The following is a 25,138-nucleotide window of genomic DNA, read 5'->3' on the forward strand; positions in this document are numbered from 1 at the left end:
TCAGCCTGCCATTCGTCCTCACCTGCGCAAAGGTTACATCGGCGTTCATGCAAAAGGCCATGGCGATATTTTTCGATCACGAGCGCGTGTGCGGGTAACCGCTGATGTGCGAGCCGCGAATGGAGAGCATGATCCACGTCAAAGGGGCGTGGTCGAGATCAGGAAAACAATCATGCGCTTCAATCTCCACATCGCCTCGCTCCCCACCCTGGCCCTGCTGATGGCCCTCTCCGCCGCGCCTGCCGCCTTTGCCGAAGACGCCATGGCACCCGCTGCCGGCGCTATGGCCCCGGCCGCCGACGCAATGGCTCCCGCAGATGCCATGGCGCCCGGCGCCGCGATGGCACCGATGACCCCCGAAGAACTCAAGGCCTGCCTCGACAAGGCCGGCACCGACAAGGCCGCGATGGAAGCTTGCCACGCTATGCATAATGGCGACGCGATGGCCCCGGCCGATGCAATGAAGCCTGCCGACGCTATGGCCCCTGCGGCTGATGCGATGGCACCCGCTGATGCAATGGCGCCAGTCAAGAAGTAACATTTAAGTGATATCCGCCGGCCGCGCCGCGCTATACCGTTCCTTCCTGGACGGCGGCGTGGAGCGGCCGGCGCGTCCGAGGGGAAAATATCATGAGCGAGCAGACGGCAGTGCCGGCCATCAAGGGCCCGCTGATCTATCGCCAATCGATCTGGACCCGCGTCACCCACTGGATCTGGGCGATCAGCCTGTTCTTCCTGCTGCTCAGCGGCTTGCAAATTTTCAATGCCCACCCTTCGCTCTATGTCGGCCAGCAATCGGGCTTCGAATTCGATAATGCAGTGCTGTCGATGTCGGCGGTCAATACCGATGCCGGCCCGCGCGGCCGCACCACGGTGCTGGGCCACCAGTTCGATACCACCGGCGTATTCGGCATGAGCGGTTCGGCAGACCGTCCGCAATTCCAGGGCTTTCCGGGCGCCGCGACGATTCCGTCCTATCGTGATCTCGGCACCGGCCGGGTGGTGCATTTCTTCTTCGGATGGGTTTTTGTCGCCGCGATCTTCGTCTGGTTTCTCGCCAGCTTTTTCAACCGCCACATCTGGCGCGACATCATCGTCAAGCCTAAGGACGTCACCGGTCTGCCCAAGGACATCGTCGATCACGCCACGCTGCGGTTTCACCACGGCCGCTCCTATACGCCGCTGCAGAAGGTGGCCTATTTCGGGGTGTTCTTCATCCTGTTCCCGCTGATTATCGCTACCGGGCTGACCATGTCGCCGGGAATGGATTCCGCGTTCCCATGGCTGCTGGATATTTTCCAGGGCCGCCAGACCGCGCGTACAATCCACTTCGTCACCATGAGCCTGTTGGTGCTGTTCTTCGTCGTCCACATCATCATGGTGCTCATCGCCAACCCGTTTAACGAACTGCGCTCGATGATTACCGGCTGGTATCGCGCCAGTCCCGGCACCCCAATCAATGAAGGAGACAAGCCATGAGCGGCATCCAGCTCACCCGGCGCGGCCTCCTCGGCCTCGGCGCCACTGCTGCTTCATCGCTGATCCTGGCGGGTTGCGATCAGTTCGACTTTGTGGGCGAGCGCGACGGGCAGGTTCGCAAAATCCTCGAACAGGCCAATGTGATGACTTATCAGGTGCAGCGCCGCCTGATCGGCGCGCAAACGCTGGCACGCGAATATGCACCCAGCGAAATCCGCCAAGGCCAGCGCCCCAATGGTTCGACCGATCCGACCACGCCGGATTATCTCGCCCTCAAGGCCAATAATTTCGCCGATTACAAGCTTAAGGTGACCGGCATGGTGGAGCAGGAAGTCAGCTTCTCGCTCGACGAACTGCGCAATATGCCAGCCCGCAGCCAGATCACCCGCCACGATTGCGTCGAGGGCTGGAGCTGCATCGCCAAATGGACCGGCACGCCGCTCGGACCGATCCTGGATATGGCCAAGGTCAAGCCGCAGGCAAAATTCGCCGTCTATCACTGCTACGACAATATCCAGAAGACGCTGTCGGGCGACATCATCTACTATACCAGCTCTGACCTGATCGACGCCTATCATCCTCAATCGATCCTGAGCTACGGGCTCAACGACGCAGTGCTGCCGGTCTCCAATGGTGCGCCCATCCGCCTCCGCATCGAGCGGGCGCTGGGCTACAAGCAGCCGAAATACCTGCACACCATAGAGCTGGTCGATGACCTCTCGCCCTTCGGCAAGGGCAAGGGCGGCTATTGGGAAGACACCGGCTACGATTGGTATGGCGGGATTTAGCTGCGAGCACTCGGCGTCTGGTTCCATCAACAAGTGTTTTTTCCGCGCCCTCGCCGAGGGGGATAGAGTCTCGGCCACAGCGATCGAACGAGGATGACATCATGAAATTGGCAAGCATTTCCCAGGCCATTGGCCTGCTGGCGCTGGCGAGCACGGCTATCGTTTCCTTCAACGTGGCGGCACAGGCCGCCGAAAGCGTGCGGTTGCGCGGCACGATCACGAGTTTTGAGGGCTCGACCCTTGTCATCAAGACCCGCGAGGGCCAGGACAAGACCATCGTGCTGCCCGAGGGCTGGGCGATATCGAGCGTTGCGGCTGCCTCAGCCGCCGATATCAAGACCGGGGACTATGTGGGCATTGCCTCGCTGCCCAATGCCGACGGCAGCGACGGCGCGCTGGAGGTGCTGATTTTCCCCGCCGCGCTGAAGGGCGCCGGAGAGGGCAGCTCCGTCTGGGACTTGCAGCCGGGCAGCACCATGACCAACGCGACCGTCGCCAACGTGGTCACCTCTGACGATGGCCACTCCGTCAAGGTCACCTACCAGGGCAACGAGAAAACCATCGACATTCCCGAAGTCACGCCAATCGTCACGTTCGCCCCCGCGACCAAGGCGGACCTGGTGCCCGGGGCGGTGGTGTTCATCCCCTCCCAGGTGGCCGCTGACGGCACCATTTCCGCCAAAACCGTAGTCGTCGGCACCAAGGGCGTTGTCCCGCCGATGTGATCTTTGGCCTGCATCCGGGCCACCGACCCCTCGGCTCCATCGTCCCCTCCCCCTTGAGGGGCTTCGCGGCGTCCCGAAGGGCAAATCGCTCCAGTGGAGCGATTTGAGACAAGAAGGCCATGAGGGCCATGCCCGAACGGCTGGCCAGGGTGGGGGGAAATCTCCGCGAGAGTGGAGCCAGCTGAAACCAACGCCACTCCGCGCCACATGGCTGGCCTCGATCTAGTCCCCCACCGCCCTTCCCGCGGGCTTGACCCGCGGGCCTCTCGCCACCCTACCGAATTCAGTGCGACCTGACAGTGCCCCGCGGGTCAAGCCCGCGGGAAGGCCGAGTGCGGTGTGAGCATCCCTTGCCCCGAATTTTTGCCCTTATCCCCCTTCTCCACACCCCCAAAACCCGCGCTATCCTCACCCCCGATATCTCCACAATGGCTGCGGGTTCGCGACGAACGGCCGTGGGGAGTTTGGTGGGAGGGGAATGCGGTCGCGCGATCCCTGGGCCAGTGCGACGTTCGTCTCCTGAAACAATGGAGGCCACGTTCGGGCGGCCAGAAACCCCATCGCATGCGGCGAGACGCTGTCTCGCTTACTACCAAAACCATGAGGCGCGTCTCGCCGCATGCCGCAGTCCTTGCAAAACCGTGAGCCCTTCGGGCTGTGCGGGCGTTCTGGCCTGTCCGAACCATCTGCACGCACACCTCCCATGCGCCACCCGATCCCGATTAAACTTGCTATTTCAACCGTCTTCGCCCATATCACCCCCATCGTCACCGGCACATGGGACCGTAAGGGTCCCGATGGTGCCAGCCTGATGTGACGGACTTCTCTTCTTATCGACCTAAGCGGTGAGCGGCGAAGTCAACCTGAAGCATGCTTCAGGCTTGAGCCAGCACCCGCGCGATATCTCCCTTTTTATCGCCGATGCCCCTGTTGTAACCGCCACCGGCTCAGCCGCTGGCGTTCTGTGCGCTGCTTTGGTTCTGCGCGCAGGACACGCGTCATGTGACGCACGAACCGAAAGAATACACTTTGTCCGATTTTATCTCCCTCGGCCTGCCGTCAATGCTCACCGATAGCCTCACGGCGAACGGCTTTACCGAGCCGACCAAGATCCAGTCCCAGGCCATTCCGCACCTGCTGGCCGGCAAGGATCTCATGGGCATTGCCCAGACCGGCTCCGGCAAGACCGCAGCCTTCGGCCTGCCGATCCTGGCTGGCCTGCTCACCCTCACCGGCCGTCCGCGGCCGATGACCACCCGCGCTCTCATTCTTGCCCCGACGCGCGAACTGGCTGTCCAGATCGACGAGGCCATCCGCAAGTTCGCCGGCTCCAAGATGGGCCTGTCCACCGTGCTCGTGCTCGGCGGCGTGTCGCGCTACCATCAGGTTCAGCGCATCGCCAAGGGCGTCGACATTGTTGTCGCCACCCCAGGCCGCCTCAAGGATTTGATGGACGACGGCAAGATCAAGCTCGGCGAAACCCGCTGGCTGGTGCTCGACGAAGCCGACCGCATGCTCGACATGGGCTTCATCGCCCCGGTGCGTCACATCGTCAAGGCCATCGGCATGAAGCGCCAGACCATGCTGTTCTCGGCCACCATGGCCCCTGAAGTGGCTGACCTCGCCAAGACGCTGCTGAGCGATCCCGTTCGCGTCGATGCCCAGGTTGCCGGCTCCACCGTGGTCAAGATCGACCAGCGCGTGATCCTGTCCGGCGCCAAGGCCAAGCGTGGCGTGCTCAATGAGCTGCTGGCCGACGAAAAGGAAGGCATGGAGCGGGTCATCATTTTCGCCCGCACCAAGCACGGCGCCGATCGCGTTGCCAAGAACCTCGAAATCGACGGTCACAAGGCCTCGGCCATCCACGGCAACAAGTCCCAGAACGCCCGTCAGGGCGCGCTCAAGGGCTTTGCGTCGGGTGACGTGCGCATCCTCGTCGCCACCGATATCGCGGCGCGCGGCATCGACGTTCCCGGCATCACCCACGTGGTCAACTACGAGTTGCCCGACGATCCGGAAAACTATGTCCACCGCATTGGTCGTACCGGCCGCAATGGCGCTTCGGGCATTGCCATCACGCTGTGTGACGGCACCGAGCGCGGCAAGCTGCGAGACGTGGAACGCCTGATCCGCCGCACCTTGCCCTATACGGGTGACCTGAGCCTCGCCAACAGCACGGGCGTGATCGAAGCGCCGCGTTCGGCCTACAAGCCGGCCTCGGGCCGTCCGGGTCCGCGCAATTCGCGTAACCCCAAGGCCGCCCCGCCAGCCGACCGTCGCGCGCCTGCCGAACGTCGCCCCTTCGCCGAATTTGGCAAGGAAGCGCCGCCGAAGCCCGCTCGCACCCGTCCTGCCGCCGAGGCGCCGCGCGCTGCGCTGCCTGATTCTCAGGTCAATCGCGTGCGCCGCGATCTGGAAACCGGCAAGCCCATTGGCGCCAAGCCAGCCGCCAAGCCAAAGCAGCGCTGGGGCAAGACCCAGAAGGATGCGGCCCGCGATAATGGCCGCTCCAATGCCGATCGCCAGCGCGGTCGCGTAGCCTAAGTTATCCTCATCGACTAAGAAGGGCGGCATTATTGCCGCCCTTTCTGTTTTCGGAGCCAGCATGACCAGCGTTGCGATAATCGGACCCGGTGCCATCGGCGGCACTCTCGCCGCATGGCTGGCCCAGGACCCTGCACTCAGCATCACGCTCTGCGCCCGCACGCCTTTTTCCGGTCTGCATGTGGAGACCCCCGACGGCACGTTGACCGCATCGCCGCTGGTGCTGACCGACCCGGCCGATGCGGTGGCCATGGATTGGGTGCTGGTCTGCACCAAGACCTATGACGTGGAGGCCACAAAGGTCTGGCTGGACCGGCTGGTTGGCCCCCATACCCGCGTCGCCATCGTCCAGAATGGCGTCGAGCACGTCAAGCTCTTCGCCCATCTCGTCCCCGCCGAACGGATCGTCCCGGTGATGATTAACCTGCCCGCCGCGCGCAGTGCGCCGGGCCGCATCGTGCAACATCGCGACGGCTTCATGTCCGTGCCGGCGGGCCGCAATGGTGAGGATTTCGTCGCTCTATTCGCCAATACGAAAGTTGCCGCAACGGCCGACGCCGACTTCGTCTCGCAAATCTGGATCAAGCTAACCGGCAATTGCGGGACCATCGTTCCCGCCCTGACCTTGCGGGCTACTGGCCCGGTCTGGAGCGAAGAGCTGGAGGCGATCATGCGGGGACTGCTCGAAGAATGCGCTACGGTCGGTCGCGCCGAGGGCGCCCAAGTCCCCGCCAGCGTCATCGACGACGCCATCGAGCGTTTCCGCAACGCTCCTGAAGGCTCGTCTGCCGGCTCAATCCATGCCGATCGCCTTGCAGGGCATCAAATGGAGATCGATGCCCGCAACGGCGTCATCGTGCGGCTGGGCAAGCAGCACGGCATTCCGACGCCGATGAACGCATTGCTGGTGACGCTGCTCGGGGCCTCGGGCAGTCCCTGGGTGACGGCGTAGGGGTCAGGCCAAGATATGCCACACCCACCGGGAAGGGCGATGGGACATCCGCTCCCTATCTCCCTTCGCGGAAGGGCCGTCTGGGCGTAGCTTAAGCAACCGAGGCGAGATACAAAACATCCCGCAACGGTCCCGAGCCCTGTTGCGCATCCGGGCTCAGCCGCGCCAGATAGCTCGACGCCCAATTGTCCACACTGTAGAGGCGCGCCGCGTCCATCAGTGCATGCCAGCGCTCCTGGCGTTCATCGAGCCCCATTTCCAGCGCCAGCCGCAGGGCTTCGGCGGTTTCATCGGTATCGAAGGGATTGACCAGCAGGGCCTCGGGAAAAATCTCGGCCGCCCCGGCAAAACGCGACAGCACCAGGACACCCGGATCGACCGGGTTCTGCGAGGCGACATATTCGTGCGCTACGAGATTCATCCCATCGCGCAGCGGCGTCACCAACCCCACCCGCGCAAGCCGGTACAGCCCCGCCAGGCTCGGTTGCCCATACGCGCGCTTCACATAGGTCAGCGGCGCCCAGTCGGGTTCGGCGAAGCGCCCCATGACGTGGCCGCACATGGCGTCCAGCGTATCGCTGGTCTCCTGATATTCCTTGATGCTGTCGCGCGACGGCGGCGCCACCTGCAGCAAATGCACCAGCCGCCGGAATTGAGGATTGTTGGCCAACAACTTCTCATAGGCTTCGACGCGCTGCGGCAGGCCCTTGGAATAGTCGAGCCGGTCTACACCCAGGATCAGGCGCTGATCGTCCATCGCCCGCTGCATGCGCTTGACCATCTTGTTCGCCGCCGGGCTGGTGGACAGCTTGGCAAAGGCGTCGGGATCGGAACCGATCGGGAAGACCGCGATTTCGGTCTGGGAAAAGTCCACAGCCTCAAGCGGACCATCCGCGAGCGAGGACGGCGATTGGTGATCGGCGAAATCGTTGAACGCCGCCACATCGCGCTGGGCCTGCAGTCCAACGAGATTGTAGCGCGACAGGTCGCGCATCAGCTCATTGTGGTGCGGGATAGCATAGAGCGCATCGGTCGTGGGGAAGGGGATGTGCAGATAAAAGCCGATCCGGTTGCGGGCGCCCAGATGACGCAGTTCGGTCGCCAGCGGGATCAGGTGATAATCGTGCACCCAGATCACGTCGTCGGGCTGCAAATGCGGCAGCAGTGCCTTCGCGAATTGTGTGTTTACCCGCCGATAGGCTTCGTACCAGGGCGCCTCAATGGTCGCGAGGTCGAGCCGCAGGTGAAAACTCGGCCACAGGATCGAGTTGGAAAAGCCCGCATAATAGGCGTGGTGATCTTCGCGGGTCAGGTCGATCTTGCCGACGCTGAGCCCGTCAATGTCCTCGAACACGGCATCAACCGATGGTTTTTCCGTCAGCTTGCCCGACCAGCCAAACCAGAAGCCCTCGCGTTCGGCCAAGGTCTTGCGCAGGGCGACGGCCAAGCCCCCCGCCGCCGGGTCGCGTCCCGGCGTGCGGTTCGAAACGATAATCAGCCTATTCATGCTTGCCCCCAAGCGAACCTAATGCGTCTGTTCTTCGGCGAGCCGGTCGCGCGCCGCGATGTCGCCAAGCCCACGCAGCAGCGCGTGGACCGAGGCCACATTGGCGATACGCATCCGTGCGGCAGTTTCGCCATCGCCCAGCTTGATGCCGATGCCACCCAGTTCCTGGGCGGCGATGAAGCCATCCTCGTCGGTGGTGTCGTCGCCGATGAAGATGGGCGTACGGCCGATAAACGGCTCCTCGGTCATGAAGGCGCGCAGCGCCGAGCCCTTGGTCACCCCACGCGGCCGGGCTTCGAATACCATCTTGCCGGGCACAAGGGTGAAGTCCGGGACGCCGCCGATGGCCTCCTCCATGGCCAGGCGGCACATGGCCTCAAGCTCCGGCGCCTGGCGGAAATGCAGCGCGACCGCGCCATCCTTGGCCTCCATCAAGAGGCCCGCATGGGCCTGCACCAACGGCTCGACCGCATGGGCAATTTCCTCGGCGCCGATGGTGGACGCGGTATCAGGGCCTTCCACCGTACCGTCTGCGCGACGGCGTTGAGTACCGTGTGCTCCCGCCACCGGCAGGATTAGGGGCGACAAGTAGCGGTCGATGTCCTCGATTTCGCGCCCGGTCAGCACCGCAAAGGCGCTGTCGAGTTCCCGCGCCGCGCGTTCGAGTGCTCGAGGCAAAGAATCGGGAACATCGATGTCGTCAGGCGTATCGGCGATTTCCACCAGGGTGCCGTCGAAGTCGGTGAAGATTGCCAAGCGGGTCGCCGCGACGTGGGCCGCGGCAGCATGATCGATGTTGGACATGGATTAGGCCTTTGGTTAGCCGAACTCTGCACGCTCAACGTCCCAACGGCACAATGGTTCGCCCATGGCAGCCATGCGCCAGGCGGGACAAATGAACGAAAGATAAATGCGGCATTGGCGGGCCATTCAAATGGCGGGCGCTATCACGGCGTCAACACCGCAATTCGAGACCGAAATCAAATGCCGCCGATGCTGTTCACAGCCCTGATCGGGCTCATTTTCAACCTGTTCTTCGCCGGAGTCGTGCCGGAGCAAAGCCAGGCCGGCGCCTTCAAGCTGAAGGCCGCCATCAGCATCGATGTCGCTCATCGCTAAACTGGGGGATATCCAAGTGACGCAAGTTTTTCTTACCGTGCTGTTCGTGCTGGCCATGAGCATGCTGACCTTCGCCGCTTCGCTGGCCGAAAGCCCCGGCAGCGCCGTGACGGCGCCGATCACGCTGCACGAATAAGCGCTACGCCAGCGGAATGCCCTTGCTGCCCTTGTCCTGCTGATAGGCCGCGGACAGGTCGGCATAGAGCGCGTTGAGGTCGTCGACGCGGGCCACCAGTTCCTCCTTATGACCGCGGTCGAGGCCGGCGATCATCTGCACGATATTGTGGCTGGTCCAATATTGATTGGCCCGGTTGTAGAGCGGCCGATCAGGCGAAACCGAGCCGGTCTCGGGGTCCGCCACGGCATAGACCGCCTTTAGGATCTGGATGTCATAGGGGATCGCAAAGCTGTCGCGGCTGTCCTCGTGGCTGAACAGATAGTAGAAATTGTCGAACCCCGACCAGGTGATCCCCGACAGGCATAACGAGCAGGGCTCGTGCGTGGCGAGGAACAGGCAGTCCTTCACATCGGGCCGCTTATCCCCGGGCAGCTCAAAGAAGCGCTTAATGGCATGCATTTCGCCATGCCAGAGGGGGTTTTCGATTTCGTTATTGGTTTCTGCCACCGCCACCGACAGGTCGGACTTGCGCAGGATGGCCGCCCCGAACAGTTTGTTGCCGCGCGCCACGCCCTTGCGGGTTACCGGCGCGATATCGGTTTCGATGACGTCGAGCAGCCGCGAAATCAGTGATGCGGTGTCCATCTGGTTCCCTATTGCCGTACCAGCCGCACAACCGGATTTCCTTCGGCATCGAGCAGATACAGTGTGTGGTCTGCCAGCTCATAGCTGGCGGTGGCTTCCAGCGCGGCAAAATAGTCGGCTTCCTGCCGCATGACCGGCATGTCGCAGGCCATGCGCGTGCCCGCGACCGGGCCGAACCGCAAGGCGGGGCCATCGAACATGGCCTCGGTGAAATAGCTGTTGCAGCCGCCATTGCCGCCGGCGCGACGGTCCGACGCGATGGAGAGCGACACCTCGGTCGCTTCATGCACCGCATGTCCATTGATGTTGCGGACCTGCCAGATGGTGTCGAACAAGGCCGGGGTGACTTCGAGTTCGCCGTTGACCGGCACCGACCCGGGCGCGGGTGGTGGTGGCTGGGGATCGAAATTGACGATGATCATCGTCGGCAGCGGCAGCGCGGGATCGACCGGCACCGGATCCCGGTTACGGAACAGTGGAACGCCGCTAGCCCGAATTTCGGCGATCAGGCCATAGGTCGGCTCATCGGTGATGGCATCGCTGCGCACATTGAGCACGAAGTGCAGCGGCACCTGGCCTCTGGCTTCGATCGGCGCGGTGGCGCCGATGGCATGGGGCACGCCGTCCGCGTCGACCGATACCAGCGTAACGGTCAGGTCGGCGTCAGGGGGCAGGGCGATCCGTTCGCGATAGGTGACGTCGCCGGTAAAGGTGATCTGATCGGCCGCCAAGGTCGGACCCGCGGTTACGATGATTGCCAGCAGTATTGCGCCAATCGTCCAGAGTTTACGCGAAAACATGGCTCACTCCTGCCGCCGTCCGTCTTCGGAGAACGCCCAAACTAGAGCAAAGTGCCCAGGTTTTCGAGAGACGCGACCGAATATTCACCGCGCAAGGTAAAGGCGCTCAAGCGCGCCGGACGAGGTAGGGCATCGGAAAACTGTATTCTTCGAGGTTGTTGCCATCGCCGCCACGGTCCACAACCAGGAAATCTGAAGCCGCTTCCAGCGCCGTCAAAACCCCGTGCCAAGTGTTCATCGCAATATTGACGCCCTGGCCCGGCCCGGTGAGAAACGCCCGTGGCGTAGCGGGTACGCCCGACACATCCTCCGCCGCGACCACTAGGAACGGGCGGTCCGACAGCGGATAGAATGCCTGACTACCCAGGGGATGCCGCTCGACCAGCTTAAGGGTCAGCGGCAATTCATAAGGCTGGCCGCGAAAGATCGAGATCAGCGGTCGTGCATGCACGCCACCAAGCTCGACCCGGGCGAGATCGTGATAGCGCTCGGTCATGCCGCCATTGATCGGATAATGGTTGGCGCCCGCCATTTCGATGACCTGCCCGAACGGAGCGAAAGCTTGCGCGGTCAGTGGCTCGATCAAAATGGTACTCACTTGAGAACGCCGCCCAGCTTCATATGGCGGTTGACGTCCTTGTAAAGCAGGTAACGGAACCGGCCCGGCCCGCCCGCATAGCAGGCCTGCGGGCAGAAGGCGCGCAGCCACATGAAGTCGCCGGCCTCGACCTCGACCCAGTCGCGGTTGAGCCGGTAGACTGCCTTGCCCTCCAGCACATAGAGCCCGTGCTCCATGACGTGAGTTTCCTCGAAGGGGATCGAGGCGCCGGGCTCGAGGGTCACGATATTGACGTGCATGTCGTGGCGTACGTCCTGCGGATCGACAAAGCGGGTGGTGCCCCAGCGATCGTCGGTGCCCGGCATCCAGCGGATCGGCTGATCCTGCTCATTGGTCACGAAGGCGGGTGGCATCTCGATGCCCTCGACCGCCTCATAGCGCTTGCGCACCCAGTGAAATTTCACTGGCTCGGTGCCCTTGTTGAACAACGACCAGACGCAGCCGGGCGGCAAGAAGGCATAGCCGCCGGGCTTGAGCAAATGCGCTGCGCCGTCCACGGTCAGGCTGACCTGCCCATCGACCACGAAGAGCACGCCTTCGGCACTCTGGTCCGGCTCCGGCTGCGCGCTGCCGCCGCCGGGGGACACTTCCATGATGTATTGCGAAAAGGTCTCGGAAAACCCCGATAGCGGCCGCGCGATGACCCAGGCCCGCGTTTGCGTCCAATGGGGCAGATAGCTGGTGACGATGTCGCGCATGACGCCATGCGGGATAACCGCATAGGCCTCGGTGAACACGGCGCGCCCGGCATGGAGCGCAGTCTGCGGCGGCAGGCCAGCGCTGGGGGTTGCGTAGAAGGGATTGGCCATTGCTCTTCGGGTCCGGGAATCTTTCCCCAACACTAGGGCCTTCAGTGGCTTGAGGCCAAGGCCAAACCTGAACTAGTTCGGGGTTTCCACCAGGCGCTTGAGCTTGCTCAACATGCTGCTCGCATAGGCGGCGTAGGGACCGATCCAGCGCTCGTGGATGGCGTGGATCGGCAGCGCATCGAGGTGGTTCCAGCGTTCGCGGCCACGGCGCTCCACCACGATCAGCCCGGCCGCCTCCAGCACATTGAGATGCTGCATCACCGTGCAGCGATCCAGCTCCGGCAGCAGCTCGCACAGCATGCCGGTCGTGCGCGGCTCGCTCTTGAGCAAGTCCAGCACATGACGGCGCGAGCGGTGGCTCAGTGCCTTGAAAGTCGCATCGTTTTCGTCTTCGGTTGACATGTTATAAATCTATAACATATGCTGATGGCAGTCAAGAAGAGGAGATGAAAATGGCCTATGAATTCAGCGTGAGCGGCCGCATCGCCAAGCCGGTTTCCGAGGTGTTCGAGGCGGTGGCCGATCCCAAGCAATTGTCCGGTTATTTCACCACCGGTGGCGCGGTGGGGCGGCTGGAAAGCGGCGCCACGGTCACCTGGGACTTCGCGGATTTCCCCGGTGCCTTTCCGGTGAGGGTTGAGCGCGTGGTCAAGGATAAGGAAATCGTGCTGCACTGGGACGCAGCGTCGGATGGCGGACCAACCTACCAGACGACCACCACCATGAGTTTCGAGGCGCTGGATGACGGGCGCACTCTGGTGCGCATCTCGGAAGCCGGCTGGCATGAAAACGCCGCCTCGCTCAAGGCGTCTTTTGGCAATTGCGAAGGCTGGACCGGCATGTTGTGCGCGCTCAAAGCCTATACCGAGCACGGCATCAATCTGCGTGCGGGATTTTACAAATAGGTTCGGAAGAAAGCCGATGGATACGGAAATCAGTGGCGGCATCAATATCGCGATGAAGGTGCCCGCCCATCAATACGACGCTACGGTGGCCTTCTATCGTGATGTGCTCAAGCTCAACCGGGTCGCCGAACGACCCGAGGAAATGGGCTTTGTCTATGGCTCCAACCGGCTCTGGATCGACAAGGCCGCCGGCTATTCCCGGGCCGAAGTCTGGCTGGAACTGTTCACGCCCGATTTTGGCGCCACGGCGCAGCATCTGTCGGCCGCTGGCATGATACGCGACGACGCCATCGAACAATTGCCGGAGGGTTTTGCGGGCGGATGGTTCTTCAATCCGGCTGGCATCGTGCACATGGTGCGCCGGCCCGATGCCTGGTGAGGCGGACGGCGACGGCGATTAAGTGTCCGTTAGCGTTACCGAATCCGTAAGATTTGGCTGGCATGATAATGGTATGTATGAGTACCAGACCCATCATGAATTCGCGCCGCACAGTTGGGTGAAACACCACCTGCCATGGCTTGCCATCTTTGCCTTCGTCTTCGGCCTGATCGAGGACGGCGACGATGGCGAAGCCAAGGACAGCGCCGCGTTTTTCGGCTGAAGCCCGCTCGTGCCTCGGCTGTCACCCCGGCTCGCGCCGGAGTGAGCGCGCGTGGGCGAAAATTACCCCAATAATCCCTGCACCCGTAGTAGTGCGATCCGCTCCACCTGCGCGCAGGCGGTGACGAATTCCTGTTCCGCGTCATTGCCCAACCGCGTCTCGAACGCTGCCAGGATCGACGCCTTGGTGTTGTCCTTGACCGCGATGATGAACGGGAAACCGAATTTCTCCACATAGGCCGTGTTGAGGCGGGTAAATGCCTCGCGCTCGTCGTCGGTCAGCGCATCGAGCCCCGCTGAGGCCTGCTCGGCGGCTGAGGCCTCGGTCAGCCTCTTGGCGGCGGCCAGCTTGCCGGCGAGGTCCGGATGGGCGCGCAGCACGGCGAAGCGTTCCTCGGTGCTGGCCAAGCGGAATTGCGTGCGCAGCGCGAAATGCAGGCCGATGGCGGTGTCGTTGGATGGTCCCAGCTCACCGCTCCAGGCGCGCTCGGCGATCCAGTGCGAATGCTCGAAAATCGAGCCGAACATGTCCACGAATTCGGCTTTTTCGAGCTGCGAGGGGACCAGCGCCGGCGCCTGATAGGGATGCTCCCTGGCCCAATGGCGCGCGATATCGATGCGGGTGGGCACCCACACCTTATCGTGCCCGGCGATGTAATCGAGGAATTTCTGCAAGCCCATCATGCGGCCCGGCTGGCCGACCAGACGGCAATGCAGCCCGATGGACATCATCTTGGGACTGCCCGCCTTGCCCTCGGCATAGAGGCAATCGAAGCTGTCCTTGAGGAACTGGAAGTAGTCCTCACCATTGCTGAAGCCCGACGCTGTGACGAAGCGCATGTCGTTGGCGCTGAGCGTATAGGGGATGATCAGTTGCGGGCGGCCGTGATGAACGCGCCAATAGGGCAGGTCGTCGTCATAGGTGTCCGACACATATTCGAACCCGCCTTCCTCCGACACTAGATCTACTGTGTTGAGCGAACAGCGGCCCGTATACCAACCGGTGGGGCGCGACCCCGTTGCGATAGCGTGCAGCCGAACTGCCTCGGCAATCTGCTCACGCTCCACTTCGGGCGGCATGTCCTTGTGTTCGACCCATTTGTAGCCGTGGCTGGCAATTTCCCAGCCGGCCTCCTGCATCGCCGCCAACTGGTTGGGCGCGCGCATCAGCGCCGTGGCGACACCGTAAATGGTCAGCGGCAGTTTCCGCTCGGTGAACAGCCGGTGCAGCCGCCAAAATCCCGCGCGGGCGCCGTATTCGTACATCGACTCGATGTTCCAATGCCGCTGCCCGGGCCACGGCGCCGCTCCCACCACGTCGGCGAGGAACGCTTCGGACCCCGAATCGCCATGCAGGATATTGTTTTCCCCGCCCTCTTCGTAGTTCAGCACGAATTGCACGGCCACGTGGGCGCCGCCGGGCCAGTTGGCCTGCGGTGGGTTAGGGCCATAGCCAACCATGTCGCGGGGATAACGCATTTTTTGTCTCGCTTGCAGTTCGCGCCAAGTCTACGCGTTGGGGTCGCCACGGCAAGATGCACAAAAATGGACCATCTGGTAAAAATTAGGCGAACACCCCCTTGGCGTCCCCGTCAATTGCGATAGTCTCGCTGTTGGGGACCATAGACGGAAAGCAGCGAATGGCGGGTTCAGGACGCCTGACAACCCACGTACTCGATACCATGCACGGCAAACCTGCCCGCGGCATGCGGCTGGATTTGCTGTTCGTGCATGGGGATCACACCCATCACATCAGCGAAGGCTATACCAATGCCGATGGCCGCGTGGACCAGCCTTTGCTGGATGAAGACCAGTTCCAGCATGGCATCTACGAAATCCATTTCCATGTCGGGCAGTATTTCGAGCGTCTCGGCGTCGAGCTGGAGAACCCGTTCCTCGACGTGGTCCCGGTGCGCTTCGAGATCAGCGCCGACAGCCATTATCACGTGCCGCTGCTGGTCAGCCCCTTCGCTTATTCGACGTATCGGGGGAGCTAGATGGTCGCGATCAGCCACGCCGTCCGCTTCATCCTCAATGACGAGGAAATCGCCCTCACCGACGTGGCGGCCGACGCGACGCTGCTCGATTATCTACGCCTGACCAAACGCCTGCGCGGCTCCAAGGAAGGCTGTGCCGAAGGCGATTGCGGGGCCTGCACCGTGCTGGTCGGGCGCCTCTTGGGCGACGAAATCATCTATGATTCGGTCACCGCCTGCATCCGCTTCGTCGGCAGCCTGCACGGCACCCACGTCGTAACCGTCGAACACCTCGCCGCCAAGGATGGCACGCTGCATCCGGTGCAGCAGGCCATGGTGGATCACCACGGCAGCCAGTGCGGCTTCTGCACGCCGGGCATCGTCATGTCGCTCTATGGCCTGTGGATGCGCGATCCCCATCCGGCCCAGCCCGCCATCGAAAAGGCCCTGCAGGGCAATCTCTGTCGCTGCACCGGCTACTCCCCCATCATCCGCGCCGCCAAGGCGATCTCGTCCTATGGCGCGCCCGAGGCTGATCCGTTGCGTGCGGAGCGCATCGCGCTCAAGGCCCGCATTGTGGCGCTGAACGATGGTTCGCGCGTGCAAATCGGCGACAGCATCATCATTCCCGCCAGCCTCGACGATTTCGCTGCTTTCTATGAGGCCAATCCCAAAGCCACCATCATCGCGGGCGCGACCGATGTGGGGCTATGGGTCACCAAATTCATGCGCGATATCAGCCCGGTGATCTTCATCGGCCATCTGCAAGAGCTCAAGCGCATCGCCGAGAACGATAGCGAGCTGCGCTTTTATGCAGGCGTCTCCTATTCCGAGGCGCTGCCGACACTGACCACGTATTTCCCGCAACTGGCCGAACTGTGGGATCGCATCGCCGGCGAGCAAATCCGCAATATGGGCACGATCGGCGGCAATATCGCCAATGGTTCTCCCATCGGCGACACCCCGCCGCCGCTGATCGCGCTTGGTGCCAAGCTGCACCTGCGCCGTGGCCAGCATCGGCGCGAAATCAAGCTGGAAGACTATTTCCTCGCTTATGGCAAGCAGGACCGCCAGCCCGGCGAGTTCGTCGAAAGCGTCACCATCCCGCATCTGCCGGCCGGCGAACAATTCGCCACCTACAAGCTTTCCAAGCGCCGCGAGGAGGATATTTCGGCCCTCTGCGGCGCCTTCCGAGTCTTTGTCAACGATGCTGGCACTGTCGGCATGGTGCGCATCGCCTTCGGTGGCATGGCCGCAACGCCCAAGCGCGCCAAGGCTGTCGAAGCCGCCCTCGTCGGCAAGCCATGGACGCTTGATACCATTGATGCAGCAATCCCTGCATTTGCCCAGGATTATCAGCCGCTCACCGATATGCGCGCCAGCGCCGAGTATCGCCTGCTGGCCGCGCAAAACCTGTTGCGCCGGTTTTTCCTGCAAACCACCGGCCAGGATCAGCGACTGATGCGGGAGGCGGTATGAACAAACAGGCTCCCATCCTGACCTCACCGCTTCATGCCTCGGTCAAGCACGACTCCGCCGCCAAACAGGTCGCCGGACGCGCCGACTATATCGACGATCTAGTCGAACCCGAGGGCACGCTCCACGCCTATCTAGGGCTGTCGACCAAGCCGCATGCCTATATCGTATCCATGGACCTCGATGCCGTGCGCCGCGCGCCAGGCGTGGTCGCGGTACTGACCGCCGCGGACGTGCCGGCCGAAAACGATATCAGCTCCGTGCACAAGCATGATGAGCCGGTCTTCGCCACCGATCGCGTCGTCACCTGGGGCCAGCCGCTGTTCGCCGTGATCGGCCGCACACGCGAGGAAGCACGGCGGGCGGCCAAACTGGTCAAGATCGAATACGCCGAACTGCCTTTCTTCACCGATGTCGACGCTGCCATTGCGGCCGGTGGGAAGCTCGTGACTGAGCCGCTCACGCTCGAACGTGGCGACGTCGATGCGGGATTTGCCGTGTCGCAACGGCGGGTCAAGGGTCGCGTCCGGGTCGGGGGGCAAGAGCATTTCTACCTGGAAAGCCAGGCAGCCCTGGCCATTCCCGGCGAAGACGACGAAATCACCATTCACTGCTCCACCCAGCACCCGACCGAAATCCAGGTGATGGTCGCGCAGGTCATGGGCATTCCCCACGCCGCCGTCACGGTGAACATGCGCCGCATGGGCGGGGGCTTTGGCGGCAAGGAAACCCAGGGCAACCTGTTCGCGGCGGTTGCCGCCATCGCAGCCAAGAAGCTCAACTGCGCCATCAAGATCCGGCCCGATCGCGACGACGATTTCCAGATCACCGGCAAGCGCCACGACTTCGTCGTCGACTACGATGTCGGCTACAACGACGATGGCAAGATCCAGGCGGTGACGGCAACCTACGCCGCCCGCTCCGGCTACAGCGCTGATCTTAGCGGCCCAGTGACCGACCGCGCGCTGTTCCACGCCGACAATGCCTATTGGTATCCGGCTGTGCGGGTAAACTCGCTGCCGCTGATGACCAATACCGTCTCGAACACGGCCTTTCGTGGCTTCGGCGGGCCGCAGGGGATCATCGGGGCGGAACGCTGGATCGAGGACATTGCCTATGCGCTCGGCAAGGACCCGCTCGAGATTCGCAAGATCAACTTCTACGGGACCGACACCAACAACATCACGCCCTATCATCAGGTCGTGGAGGACAACGTCATCCATCGGGTGATCGCCGAGCTGGAAGAAAGCTCGGACTACCAGAAGCGCCGCGCTGCAATCCTTGAGTTCAACCGCGCCAGCACCGTGCTCAAGAAGGGCATTGCCATGGTGCCGGTCAAGTTCGGCATTTCCTTCACCGCCACCTGGCATAACCAGGCCGGCGCCCTGGTGCATGTCTATCGCGACGGCTCGATCCATCTCAGCCACGGCGGCACCGAGATGGGGCAGGGGCTCCATATCAAGGTCGCGCAAGTGGTGGCGGATGCCTTCGGCGTTCCGGTCGAGCATGTGCACATCATGGCGACCAATACCGGCAAGGTGCCTAATACCTCGGCGACTGCCGCTTCGTCGGGCACTGATCTCAATGGCATGGCGGCGCTGGATGGCGCCAACCAGATCAAGGCCCGGATGACGGCCCATGCCGCATTCATCCACGAGGTCGCGCCCGAGGACGTGCATTGGGAGGCTGGCGGCATTCGCGCCGGGGAGCAGTTCGTGCCATTTGCGGAACTGGCGACCTCCTGCTGGATGAACCGCGTACAACTCAGCGCGGCCGGCTTCTACAAAACTCCGGAAATTCACTGGGACCGCGCCACCGGCCGTGGCCATCCGTTCTATTACTTTGCCTATGGCGCCGCCGCGTCCGAGGTCACCATCGATACCTTGACCGGTGAATATCTGGTCGATCGCTGCGATGTGCTGGAGGATGTTGGCCGCTCGCTCAACCCTGCCATCGATATCGGCCAGGTCGAAGGCGGGTTCATTCAGGGCATGGGCTGGCTGACCACCGAAGAGCTGGTCTGGGACCAAAAGGGGCAATTGCGCACGCACGCGCCCTCGACCTACAAAATTCCCCTGGCCTCCGACGTGCCGCCGATTTTCAACGTTCGGCTGGCCGAATGGAGCGTCAACAAGAAGCCGGCGATCGGCCGCTCCAAGGCGGTCGGCGAGCCGCCCTTGGTGCTCGGCTATTCCGTTGTCGAAGCGCTCTCCATGGCCGTGGCCAGCGTCGCCGATTACAAAATCGCGCCCCGGCTAGATATGCCGGTGACCCCGGAACGGGTGTTGATGGGCTGCGAGCGATTGAAGAGGGAGGCGCGGGGTTGAGGATGGTGGTCATCTCGACATCACCCCCACCCTCATTCCCTCCCCACAAGGGGGAGGGAGGCGCAAGCCTCGACCCTCCCGGTTCCATCGTCTCCCTCCCCCTTGTGGGGAGGGATCAAGGGTGGGGGTATCTCGCCACCTGCGCGGTAGTCGGCGGGCAGACCCCATGACCCTGCGCACCCCAGCACTCACCACTTTCCTCGCCCAAAACCCCGACGCCATCGCCGCCGAACTCACTTCCGTCCGCGGCTCCAGCCCCCGCGAACAAGGCACCTTCATGCTGGTCGGGCCGTCCACCATCTTCGGCACCATCGGCGGTGGCGCTCTTGAATATATGGTTATCGACCACGCCCGCCGCCTGATCGCCAATGGTCAGGCGACCGACGCGATGGACGTTCCTCTCGGCCCCGAAATCGGCCAGTGCTGCGGCGGTCGCGTCGGCGTCAGCCTGCGCTATGCTGATTCTGCCCTGCGCGATGAGCTTGCCGCGCGCATCGCCGCGGAAGATGCCGCCCAGACGCACGTTTATATCTTCGGCGCCGGCAATGTCGGTGGCGCGCTGGCCCGCATGCTGGCGCTGCTGCCAGTCCACACCCACGTCATCGATACCCGCACCGACGAACTGATCGGCCTGCCCGCCAATGTCGATGCTCGCGCCGTGCCCATGCCGGAAGCCGTCGTGCGCAACGCCCCCCAAGGCAGCGCCTATGTCATCCTCACCCACGACCATGCGCTGGATTTCATGATCGCCTTCGAAGCCCTCAAACGCTTCGATAGTCCCTATGTGGGCATGGTCGGCTCGCGCACCAAACGGGCGCGGTTTGCCTCGTGGTATCGCGCCGAGGGCGGTGACGAAGCGGCGCTCGACCGGCTGGTCCTGCCCATCGGTAACCATGGCCTTGGGGATAAACGGCCCGAGGTGATTGCAGCACTGGCGGCGGCGGAAATTATGGTCCACATTGGCCGCCGGGAAGCTCGATCTGTGCAGGCGCAAGGCACCAGGAAACTGGGGGCCATACATGGACGCTAGTATGCCGCATCGGCTTGAACTCATCGGCATCACCAAGCGGTTCCCCGGCGTCCTCGCCAACGACAATGTCAGTTTTTCGGTAAAGCCCGGCGAAATCCACGCGCTCTTGGGCGAAAACGGCGCGGGCAAATCCACGCTGGTCAAGATGATCTACGGCATCATGCAGCCCGATGCCGGCGAAATCGTCTGGGACGGCCAGCGCACTGTCATCGCCAATCCCAAAGCCGCCCGCGCGCTGGGTATCGGCATGGTGTTCCAGCACTTTTCGCTGTTCGAAGCCCTGACCGTGCTGGAAAACATCGCCCTGGGCATGGATGCCAAAATTCCCGCCCGCGAGCTTGAAGCGCGCATTCGCGCGGTGATGACCCAATATGGCCTGCTGCTTGATCCGCACCGCACCGTCGCGACGCTGTCGGTGGGCGAGCGCCAACGCATCGAAATCGTGCGCGCGCTGCTGCTCGATCCGAAACTGCTGATCATGGACGAGCCCACGTCGGTGCTGACGCCGCAGGAAGTCGAGCAATTGTTCGACGTGTTGCGCAAGCTTGCGGCCGGCGGCTGCTCCATCCTCTACATTTCCCACAAGCTGCATGAAATCAAAGCCTTGTGCGATACGGCAACCATTCTGCGCGGCGGCAAGCTGGTCGATACCTGCGATCCGAAAGCCGAAACCTCGCGCTCCATGGCCGAGAAGATGATCGGCGCCGGACTCAAGGATATCGTGCGTGCGCCGGGCCGCACCATGGGCGCCCCTAAGCTCGTCGTCTCACGCCTTTCGACCAAAAAGTCCGGCCATTTCGATGTTCCAGTCGATGGCGTCAGCTTCACCGTCAAGGCCGGCGAAATTTTCGGCATTGCCGGCGTCGCTGGCAATGGCCAGAACGCCTTGCTCGATGCGCTCTCTGGCGAAGTTCTGGGCGAGGACAAGGATGCCATCACCATTGATGGTTTCCCACTCGGCCTGCTCGACACCACCGGCCGGCGCAAGCACGGCCTCTGTGCCGTGCCGGAGGAGCGTAATGGCCATGCCGCAGTGGGCGATTTCAGTCTTTCAGATAATTCCATCCTGACCGCCCGCAACCGGCTCCACATGGTCATGCTCGGGCTGATCAATTCAGGCGCGGCCAAGACCTATACCGGCAAAGTGATCGCCGATTTTGCCGTGAAGGCGCTGGGGCCCGGGTCCACCGCAGGCTCGCTCTCGGGCGGCAATCTGCAAAAATTCATCATGGGTCGCGAAATCCTGCAGCGTCCCACCGTGCTGGTGGTCAGCCAGCCGACCTGGGGCGTCGATGCGGGCGCCGCCGCCGCCATCCATCAGGCACTGGTGGATCTCGCGGCCGAGGGCTCGGCCATCGTCGTCATCAGCCAGGACCTCGATGAGCTTCTGGCGCTATGCGACACGCTGGCGGTGATCAATGCCGGGCAATTGTCGCAGGCGCAAAAGGTCGGTGAAATATCGGTGGAAGAGATTGGCCTGCTGATGGGTGGTGTGCACGGAACCAGCGAGGCGCATGATGCAATTCCGGCTTGAAAAACGCGCTGAACCCAGCCGCTTCATGCTCTATGCCACGCCGGTCGGCGCGGTGATCCTGACCATGATCGTGGGCGCCATCATCTTCTCGCTGATCGGCTATGACGGCATCGGCGCGGTGCGCGAAGTGTTCCTGACGCCGCTGACCAATGCCTATAAATGGCAGGACCTCGGCATCAAGGCTGCGCCGCTCATCATCATCGGCACGGGCCTGTCCATCGCCTACCGCGCCAACGTGTGGAATATCGGCGCCGAAGGGCAGTTCGTGGTTGGCGCACTGGCTGGCACCTGGGTGGCGCTTGCCACCTACACCATGAGCGGCCCATGGATCCTGCCGCTGATGATCCTGGCCGGCGTGGTCGGTGGCGCGCTCTATGCGGCCATACCCGCGCTGCTCAAGACGCGCCTCAACGTCAATGAAATCCTGACCAGCCTGATGCTGACCTATGCGTCGATCCAGCTGATCTATTATCTGATCCGCACCGTGTGGAAGGACCCGATGGGCATCGGATTTCCGCAGACGCGGCGGTTTGCCGCCTCGGCACAACTGCCGACCGTCATCCCCCACACCATCGTCCATCTGGGCGTGCCTATCGCCATCGTCGTCGCCTTGGTTGCGTGGTTCATCATGTCGCGCTCGGTGTTCGGCTATCGCATGCGCGTCGTGGGCGCCGCGCCCCATGCCGCGCGCTATGGCGGGTTTTCCGAGAACAAGACCATCTGGCTCGCCATGCTGGTCAGCGGCGGTCTCGCCGGCCTCGCGGGCGTGCTCGAAGTTGCCGGGCCGTTCCAGCGCATGGTGCCGGGCTTTGCTACCGGCTATGGCTTCACCGCCATCATCGTGGCCTTTCTCGGCCGCCTCAATCCGCTCGGGGTAATTTTCGCCGGCATTGTGCTGGCCATCACCTTCGTTGGCGGCGAAGTGGCGCAAACCACCATCAAGCTGCCCGATGCCGCCACCGGCATCTTCCAGGCCATGGTGCTGTTCTTCCTGCTGGCCGGGGATATCCTGGTGCGCTATCGCATCCGCCGTGTCGTCACGACGCAAGCGGGAGCCATATGATGGAGATGCTCATCCCCATCATCGTTACCCTGGTCGGGGCAGCGACGCCGATCCTGATCGCCGCGCTGGGTGAACTCGTCGCCGAAAAAAGCGGCGTGCTCAATCTGGGCGTCGAAGGCATGATGCTGGTCGGCGCCATCGCCGGGTTCGTGGCGCAGTTCTATACCGGCAATCCCTATCTGGCCCTGCTCTGCGGCGCCTTTGCCGGCGCGGCGGTATCGCTGATCTTCGCGTTTCTCACGCTCAGCCTCTCGGCCAATCAGACCGCAACCGGCTTGGCGCTGACGATTTTCGGCACCGGCCTTTCGGCTCTGGCTGGGGCGCCGTACTCGGCCAAACCCATCGCGCTGATGGCGCCGCTGTTCCCTGATATGCTTGCCCGCGATCCGTTCTGGCGAGTGCTGTTCGGCTATTCATTCCCCGTCTATTTTTCGTTCATCATGGTGGCCGCCATATGGTGGTTCCTCAAGCGTACCCGCACCGGCCTGATCCTGCGCGCCGTCGGCGAGAACGATCATTCCGCCCATTCCATCGGTTATTCGGTGGTCGGTGTGCGCTACGCCGCGGTCGTCTTCGGCGGCGCCATGGCGGGCATTGCGGGGGCCTGTTTCCCGCTGCTGCTCACCCCGCAATGGGCCGAAAGCATGACTGCCGGCCGCGGCTGGATCGCGGTGGCGCTGGTGGTGTTCGCCTCCTGGCGGCCGCTTCGCCTGCTGGCGGGCGCCTATCTGTTCGGCCTCGTCATGACCATGGAGCTTTATGCCAAGGCCGGCGGCGGTGTCCTGGCGATCATTCCATCCGAGTTGTGGGCCGCTCTGCCTTACCTCGCCACCATCGTCGTACTGGTGCTGATTTCGCTCCGGCGCGACGCCTCCACCAATGCTCCGGCCTGCCTCGGCAAGCCGTTCATGCCTGCCAATTGAGGGGCCTCAATGCTTCTCGATCAACCAAGAAAAGTCATTCAGGAGAGACACATGACCCTATCCCGCCGCGACATTCTCAAGATCGGTGGCGCCGCCGCCGCACTGCCTTTGCTCGGGGGCACCGCCTTTGCCCAGGAGAAGCTTAAAGTCGGCTTCATCTATGTCGGCACCATCAACGACAATGGCTATAACTATGGCCACAACCAGGGCCGCATCTTCCTGCAGGACGCGCTCGGCGATGCCGTCGAGACCACCTATGTGGAAAATGTGCCTGAAGGCCCCGATTGCGAGCGCGTGCTGCGCGAACTGGCCCAGCAGGGCAACAAGCTGATTTTCGCCACCAGCTTCGGCTTCGGCGACGCGGTCATCAAGGTCGCAGCCGAATTCCCGGACGTAAAGTTTGAGCATGCTACCGGCTATATGAAGGCAGACAATGTCGGCCTCTACAATGCGCGCTTCTATGAGGGCCGCGCCGTCTGCGGCACCATTGCCGGCCACCTGTCCAAGACCGGCAAGGCCGCCTATATCGGCTCCTTTCCGATCCCCGAAGTCGTCATGGGCATCAACGCTCTGGCGCTGTCGGGCCGTCGCATCAATCCCGCCTTCACCGTCAAGCCGGTCTATATCTCGACCTGGAACGACCCTGCCAAGGAAGGCGATGCCGCCCGCGCGCTGATCGACCAGGGCGTCGACATCATCGCCCAGCACACCGATGGTCCCGCTGCCCTCCAGGTCGCGCAGGAACGCGGCATCGTCGGCGGCTTCGGCCAGGGCGCCGATATGAGCGCCTTCGCTCCCGAAGCCCAGTTGACCGCGATCATCGATCATTGGGGCCCGCATTACGTCAATTCCGCCAAGGCGGTGATTGCCGGCACCTGGACCGCAGGCGACACGTGGGAAGGCCTCAAGGAAGAGGTCGTTCAGATGGGCGCCTACAACAAGAAGATTCCGGCCGACGTCGTTGCCGATGCCGAGAAAATCCGCACCGGTCAGATCGATGGCTCGTTCAAGATCTTCACCGGCCCGATCAAGGACAATACCGGCACCGAGCGCGTCGCCGCTGGCGTCGCGATGACCGATGCCGAGCTGCTGAGCATGGACTGGTACGTCGAAGGCGTCGAACAGCCAGTCTGATCCTAAGCTATGTAAATTGGAGAGGGGCGGGCTTTGTCCCGCCTCTTTTCACGAGCGGCGTTTG

Annotated in this window: 26 protein-coding genes; 18 read left to right on the forward strand and 8 right to left on the reverse strand. The window is 62.8% G+C overall.

Annotated features, from left to right (window positions below; all coding sequences use genetic code 11):
* The first annotated feature begins 172 nt into the window (after positions 1-172).
* The 6 genes from ABIB57_RS10705 (at position 173) to ABIB57_RS10730 (ending at position 6,488) form a co-directional block, all read left to right on the forward strand.
* Positions 173-538 carry a hypothetical protein gene (locus ABIB57_RS10705; protein WP_354040671.1) on the forward strand — a complete coding sequence of 122 codons (366 nt, stop codon included), beginning with the start codon at positions 173-175 and terminating at the stop codon, positions 536-538.
* A gap of 92 nt (positions 539-630) precedes the next feature.
* Positions 631-1,479 (forward strand): cytochrome b/b6 domain-containing protein, encoded by an 849-nt coding sequence (locus ABIB57_RS10710; protein WP_354040673.1) that lies wholly within the window; start codon positions 631-633, stop codon positions 1,477-1,479.
* Positions 1,476-2,267 carry a molybdopterin-dependent oxidoreductase gene (locus ABIB57_RS10715; protein ID WP_354040674.1) on the forward strand — a complete coding sequence of 264 codons (792 nt, stop codon included), beginning with the start codon at positions 1,476-1,478 and terminating at the stop codon, positions 2,265-2,267. The genes ABIB57_RS10710 and ABIB57_RS10715 overlap by 4 nt, the downstream gene beginning before the upstream one ends.
* Positions 2,268-2,368: 101 nt before the next feature.
* Positions 2,369-2,992, forward strand: a complete 624-nt coding sequence (locus tag ABIB57_RS10720; RefSeq protein ID WP_354040675.1) for a hypothetical protein — start codon at positions 2,369-2,371, stop codon at positions 2,990-2,992.
* 1,062 nt (positions 2,993-4,054) lie between these two features.
* Entirely contained in the window at positions 4,055-5,536 is a 1,482-nt protein-coding gene (locus ABIB57_RS10725; protein WP_354041348.1) for a DEAD/DEAH box helicase, read from the forward strand.
* A gap of 61 nt (positions 5,537-5,597) precedes the next feature.
* Complete coding sequence (locus ABIB57_RS10730; protein WP_354040676.1) at positions 5,598-6,488, forward strand: 2-dehydropantoate 2-reductase; 891 nt, start codon at positions 5,598-5,600, stop codon at positions 6,486-6,488.
* A 91-nt stretch (positions 6,489-6,579) separates the two neighbouring features.
* Here ABIB57_RS10730 and ABIB57_RS10735 read toward each other — a convergent pair whose 3' ends face one another.
* Entirely contained in the window at positions 6,580-7,995 is a 1,416-nt protein-coding gene (locus tag ABIB57_RS10735; RefSeq protein ID WP_354040677.1) for an alpha,alpha-trehalose-phosphate synthase (UDP-forming), read from the reverse strand.
* A gap of 18 nt (positions 7,996-8,013) precedes the next feature.
* Positions 8,014-8,799 carry a trehalose-phosphatase gene (otsB, locus tag ABIB57_RS10740; RefSeq protein WP_354040678.1) on the reverse strand — a complete coding sequence of 262 codons (786 nt, stop codon included), beginning with the start codon at positions 8,797-8,799 and terminating at the stop codon, positions 8,014-8,016.
* Between otsB and ABIB57_RS10745 the strand changes: the two genes are divergently transcribed.
* Positions 8,782-9,114, forward strand: a complete 333-nt coding sequence (locus tag ABIB57_RS10745; RefSeq protein WP_354040680.1) for a hypothetical protein — start codon at positions 8,782-8,784, stop codon at positions 9,112-9,114. The two genes, otsB and ABIB57_RS10745, sit on opposite strands and share 18 nt — an antisense overlap.
* Positions 9,115-9,253: 139 nt before the next feature.
* On the opposite strand, the gene ABIB57_RS10750 is transcribed toward ABIB57_RS10745, so the two are convergent.
* The 5 genes from ABIB57_RS10750 to ABIB57_RS10770 form a co-directional block, all read right to left on the reverse strand.
* The gene (locus ABIB57_RS10750) at positions 9,254-9,877 is read right to left on the reverse strand and encodes a nucleoside deaminase (RefSeq protein ID WP_354040682.1); all 624 of its coding nucleotides are present in this window, start codon (positions 9,875-9,877) and stop codon (positions 9,254-9,256) included.
* Positions 9,878-9,885: 8 nt separating this feature from the next.
* Positions 9,886-10,677, reverse strand: a complete 792-nt coding sequence (locus tag ABIB57_RS10755) for an META domain-containing protein (protein WP_354040684.1) — start codon at positions 10,675-10,677, stop codon at positions 9,886-9,888.
* Between the two features lie 106 nt (positions 10,678-10,783).
* A complete protein-coding gene (locus tag ABIB57_RS10760; protein ID WP_354040685.1) occupies positions 10,784-11,275 on the reverse strand; it encodes an ureidoglycolate lyase in 492 nt (163 codons plus the stop codon).
* Positions 11,272-12,105 (reverse strand): bifunctional allantoicase/(S)-ureidoglycine aminohydrolase, encoded by an 834-nt coding sequence (locus ABIB57_RS10765; protein WP_354040687.1) that lies wholly within the window; start codon positions 12,103-12,105, stop codon positions 11,272-11,274. The genes ABIB57_RS10760 and ABIB57_RS10765 overlap by 4 nt, the downstream gene beginning before the upstream one ends.
* Positions 12,106-12,177: 72 nt before the next feature.
* Positions 12,178-12,507: an ArsR/SmtB family transcription factor gene (locus ABIB57_RS10770; protein WP_354040689.1), complete on the reverse strand. Its 330-nt coding sequence runs from the start codon at positions 12,505-12,507 to the stop codon at positions 12,178-12,180.
* Between the two features lie 50 nt (positions 12,508-12,557).
* Here ABIB57_RS10770 and ABIB57_RS10775 point away from each other — a divergent pair, with 50 nt between their 5' ends.
* The 3 genes from ABIB57_RS10775 to ABIB57_RS10785 all read left to right on the forward strand — a co-directional run bounded on the left by ABIB57_RS10775 (position 12,558) and on the right by ABIB57_RS10785 (position 13,612).
* Complete coding sequence (locus tag ABIB57_RS10775; RefSeq protein ID WP_354040691.1) at positions 12,558-13,010, forward strand: SRPBCC family protein; 453 nt, start codon at positions 12,558-12,560, stop codon at positions 13,008-13,010.
* 16 nt (positions 13,011-13,026) lie between these two features.
* Positions 13,027-13,389, forward strand: coding sequence for a VOC family protein (locus ABIB57_RS10780; RefSeq protein WP_354040693.1), 363 nt, complete (start codon positions 13,027-13,029; stop codon positions 13,387-13,389).
* Positions 13,390-13,462: 73 nt separating this feature from the next.
* A complete protein-coding gene (locus ABIB57_RS10785) occupies positions 13,463-13,612 on the forward strand; it encodes a hypothetical protein (RefSeq protein ID WP_354040694.1) in 150 nt (49 codons plus the stop codon).
* 62 nt (positions 13,613-13,674) lie between these two features.
* On the opposite strand, the gene puuE is transcribed toward ABIB57_RS10785, so the two are convergent.
* Positions 13,675-15,090, reverse strand: coding sequence for an allantoinase PuuE (gene puuE, locus ABIB57_RS10790; protein ID WP_354040696.1), 1,416 nt, complete (start codon positions 15,088-15,090; stop codon positions 13,675-13,677).
* A gap of 161 nt (positions 15,091-15,251) precedes the next feature.
* Between puuE and uraH the strand changes: the two genes are divergently transcribed.
* The 8 genes from uraH (at position 15,252) to ABIB57_RS10830 (ending at position 25,074) form a co-directional block, all read left to right on the forward strand.
* The gene (gene uraH, locus ABIB57_RS10795; RefSeq protein ID WP_354040698.1) at positions 15,252-15,608 is read left to right on the forward strand and encodes a hydroxyisourate hydrolase; all 357 of its coding nucleotides are present in this window, start codon (positions 15,252-15,254) and stop codon (positions 15,606-15,608) included.
* Entirely contained in the window at positions 15,609-17,066 is a 1,458-nt protein-coding gene (gene xdhA / locus ABIB57_RS10800) for a xanthine dehydrogenase small subunit (RefSeq protein WP_354040700.1), read from the forward strand.
* On the forward strand, positions 17,063-19,390 hold the full coding sequence (gene xdhB / locus ABIB57_RS10805) for a xanthine dehydrogenase molybdopterin binding subunit (RefSeq protein ID WP_354040702.1): 2,328 nt from the start codon (positions 17,063-17,065) through the stop codon (positions 19,388-19,390). The genes xdhA and xdhB overlap by 4 nt, the downstream gene beginning before the upstream one ends.
* 166 nt (positions 19,391-19,556) lie before the next feature.
* The gene (xdhC, locus tag ABIB57_RS10810) at positions 19,557-20,420 is read left to right on the forward strand and encodes a xanthine dehydrogenase accessory protein XdhC (RefSeq protein ID WP_354040704.1); all 864 of its coding nucleotides are present in this window, start codon (positions 19,557-19,559) and stop codon (positions 20,418-20,420) included.
* Entirely contained in the window at positions 20,410-21,954 is a 1,545-nt protein-coding gene (locus ABIB57_RS10815; RefSeq protein WP_354040706.1) for an ABC transporter ATP-binding protein, read from the forward strand. Before xdhC ends, ABIB57_RS10815 begins: the two co-directional genes overlap by 11 nt.
* Positions 21,935-23,017: an ABC transporter permease gene (locus ABIB57_RS10820; protein WP_354040707.1), complete on the forward strand. Its 1,083-nt coding sequence runs from the start codon at positions 21,935-21,937 to the stop codon at positions 23,015-23,017. The genes ABIB57_RS10815 and ABIB57_RS10820 overlap by 20 nt, the downstream gene beginning before the upstream one ends.
* Positions 23,014-23,940, forward strand: a complete 927-nt coding sequence (locus tag ABIB57_RS10825; protein WP_354040708.1) for an ABC transporter permease — start codon at positions 23,014-23,016, stop codon at positions 23,938-23,940. Before ABIB57_RS10820 ends, ABIB57_RS10825 begins: the two co-directional genes overlap by 4 nt.
* Before the next feature lie 51 nt (positions 23,941-23,991).
* Positions 23,992-25,074 carry a BMP family ABC transporter substrate-binding protein gene (locus tag ABIB57_RS10830; RefSeq protein WP_354040709.1) on the forward strand — a complete coding sequence of 361 codons (1,083 nt, stop codon included), beginning with the start codon at positions 23,992-23,994 and terminating at the stop codon, positions 25,072-25,074.
* Positions 25,075-25,138: the final 64 nt, after the last annotated feature.

The sequence above is a fragment of the Devosia sp. UYZn731 genome, assembly GCF_040546795.1.
GTDB lineage: Bacteria > Pseudomonadota > Alphaproteobacteria > Rhizobiales > Devosiaceae > Devosia.

Coding starts and splice junctions, on each gene's coding strand:
- ABIB57_RS10705 (WP_354040671.1), top strand. CDS start 173: ATGCGCTTCAATCTCCACATCGCCTCGCTCCCCACCCTGGCCCTGCTG.
- ABIB57_RS10710 (WP_354040673.1), top strand. CDS start 631: ATGAGCGAGCAGACGGCAGTGCCGGCCATCAAGGGCCCGCTGATCTAT.
- ABIB57_RS10715 (WP_354040674.1), top strand. CDS start 1,476: ATGAGCGGCATCCAGCTCACCCGGCGCGGCCTCCTCGGCCTCGGCGCC.
- ABIB57_RS10720 (WP_354040675.1), top strand. CDS start 2,369: ATGAAATTGGCAAGCATTTCCCAGGCCATTGGCCTGCTGGCGCTGGCG.
- ABIB57_RS10725 (WP_354041348.1), top strand. CDS start 4,055: ATGCTCACCGATAGCCTCACGGCGAACGGCTTTACCGAGCCGACCAAG.
- ABIB57_RS10730 (WP_354040676.1), top strand. CDS start 5,598: ATGACCAGCGTTGCGATAATCGGACCCGGTGCCATCGGCGGCACTCTC.
- ABIB57_RS10735 (WP_354040677.1), bottom strand. CDS start 7,995: ATGAATAGGCTGATTATCGTTTCGAACCGCACGCCGGGACGCGACCCG.
- ABIB57_RS10745 (WP_354040680.1), top strand. CDS start 8,782: ATGATCGATGTTGGACATGGATTAGGCCTTTGGTTAGCCGAACTCTGC.
- otsB (WP_354040678.1), bottom strand. CDS start 8,799: ATGTCCAACATCGATCATGCTGCCGCGGCCCACGTCGCGGCGACCCGC.
- ABIB57_RS10750 (WP_354040682.1), bottom strand. CDS start 9,877: ATGGACACCGCATCACTGATTTCGCGGCTGCTCGACGTCATCGAAACC.
- ABIB57_RS10755 (WP_354040684.1), bottom strand. CDS start 10,677: ATGTTTTCGCGTAAACTCTGGACGATTGGCGCAATACTGCTGGCAATC.
- ABIB57_RS10765 (WP_354040687.1), bottom strand. CDS start 12,105: ATGGCCAATCCCTTCTACGCAACCCCCAGCGCTGGCCTGCCGCCGCAG.
- ABIB57_RS10770 (WP_354040689.1), bottom strand. CDS start 12,507: ATGTCAACCGAAGACGAAAACGATGCGACTTTCAAGGCACTGAGCCAC.
- ABIB57_RS10775 (WP_354040691.1), top strand. CDS start 12,558: ATGGCCTATGAATTCAGCGTGAGCGGCCGCATCGCCAAGCCGGTTTCC.
- ABIB57_RS10780 (WP_354040693.1), top strand. CDS start 13,027: ATGGATACGGAAATCAGTGGCGGCATCAATATCGCGATGAAGGTGCCC.
- ABIB57_RS10785 (WP_354040694.1), top strand. CDS start 13,463: ATGTATGAGTACCAGACCCATCATGAATTCGCGCCGCACAGTTGGGTG.
- puuE (WP_354040696.1), bottom strand. CDS start 15,090: ATGCGTTATCCCCGCGACATGGTTGGCTATGGCCCTAACCCACCGCAG.
- uraH (WP_354040698.1), top strand. CDS start 15,252: ATGGCGGGTTCAGGACGCCTGACAACCCACGTACTCGATACCATGCAC.
- xdhA (WP_354040700.1), top strand. CDS start 15,609: ATGGTCGCGATCAGCCACGCCGTCCGCTTCATCCTCAATGACGAGGAA.
- xdhB (WP_354040702.1), top strand. CDS start 17,063: ATGAACAAACAGGCTCCCATCCTGACCTCACCGCTTCATGCCTCGGTC.
- xdhC (WP_354040704.1), top strand. CDS start 19,557: ATGACCCTGCGCACCCCAGCACTCACCACTTTCCTCGCCCAAAACCCC.
- ABIB57_RS10815 (WP_354040706.1), top strand. CDS start 20,410: ATGGACGCTAGTATGCCGCATCGGCTTGAACTCATCGGCATCACCAAG.
- ABIB57_RS10820 (WP_354040707.1), top strand. CDS start 21,935: ATGATGCAATTCCGGCTTGAAAAACGCGCTGAACCCAGCCGCTTCATG.
- ABIB57_RS10825 (WP_354040708.1), top strand. CDS start 23,014: ATGATGGAGATGCTCATCCCCATCATCGTTACCCTGGTCGGGGCAGCG.
- ABIB57_RS10830 (WP_354040709.1), top strand. CDS start 23,992: ATGACCCTATCCCGCCGCGACATTCTCAAGATCGGTGGCGCCGCCGCC.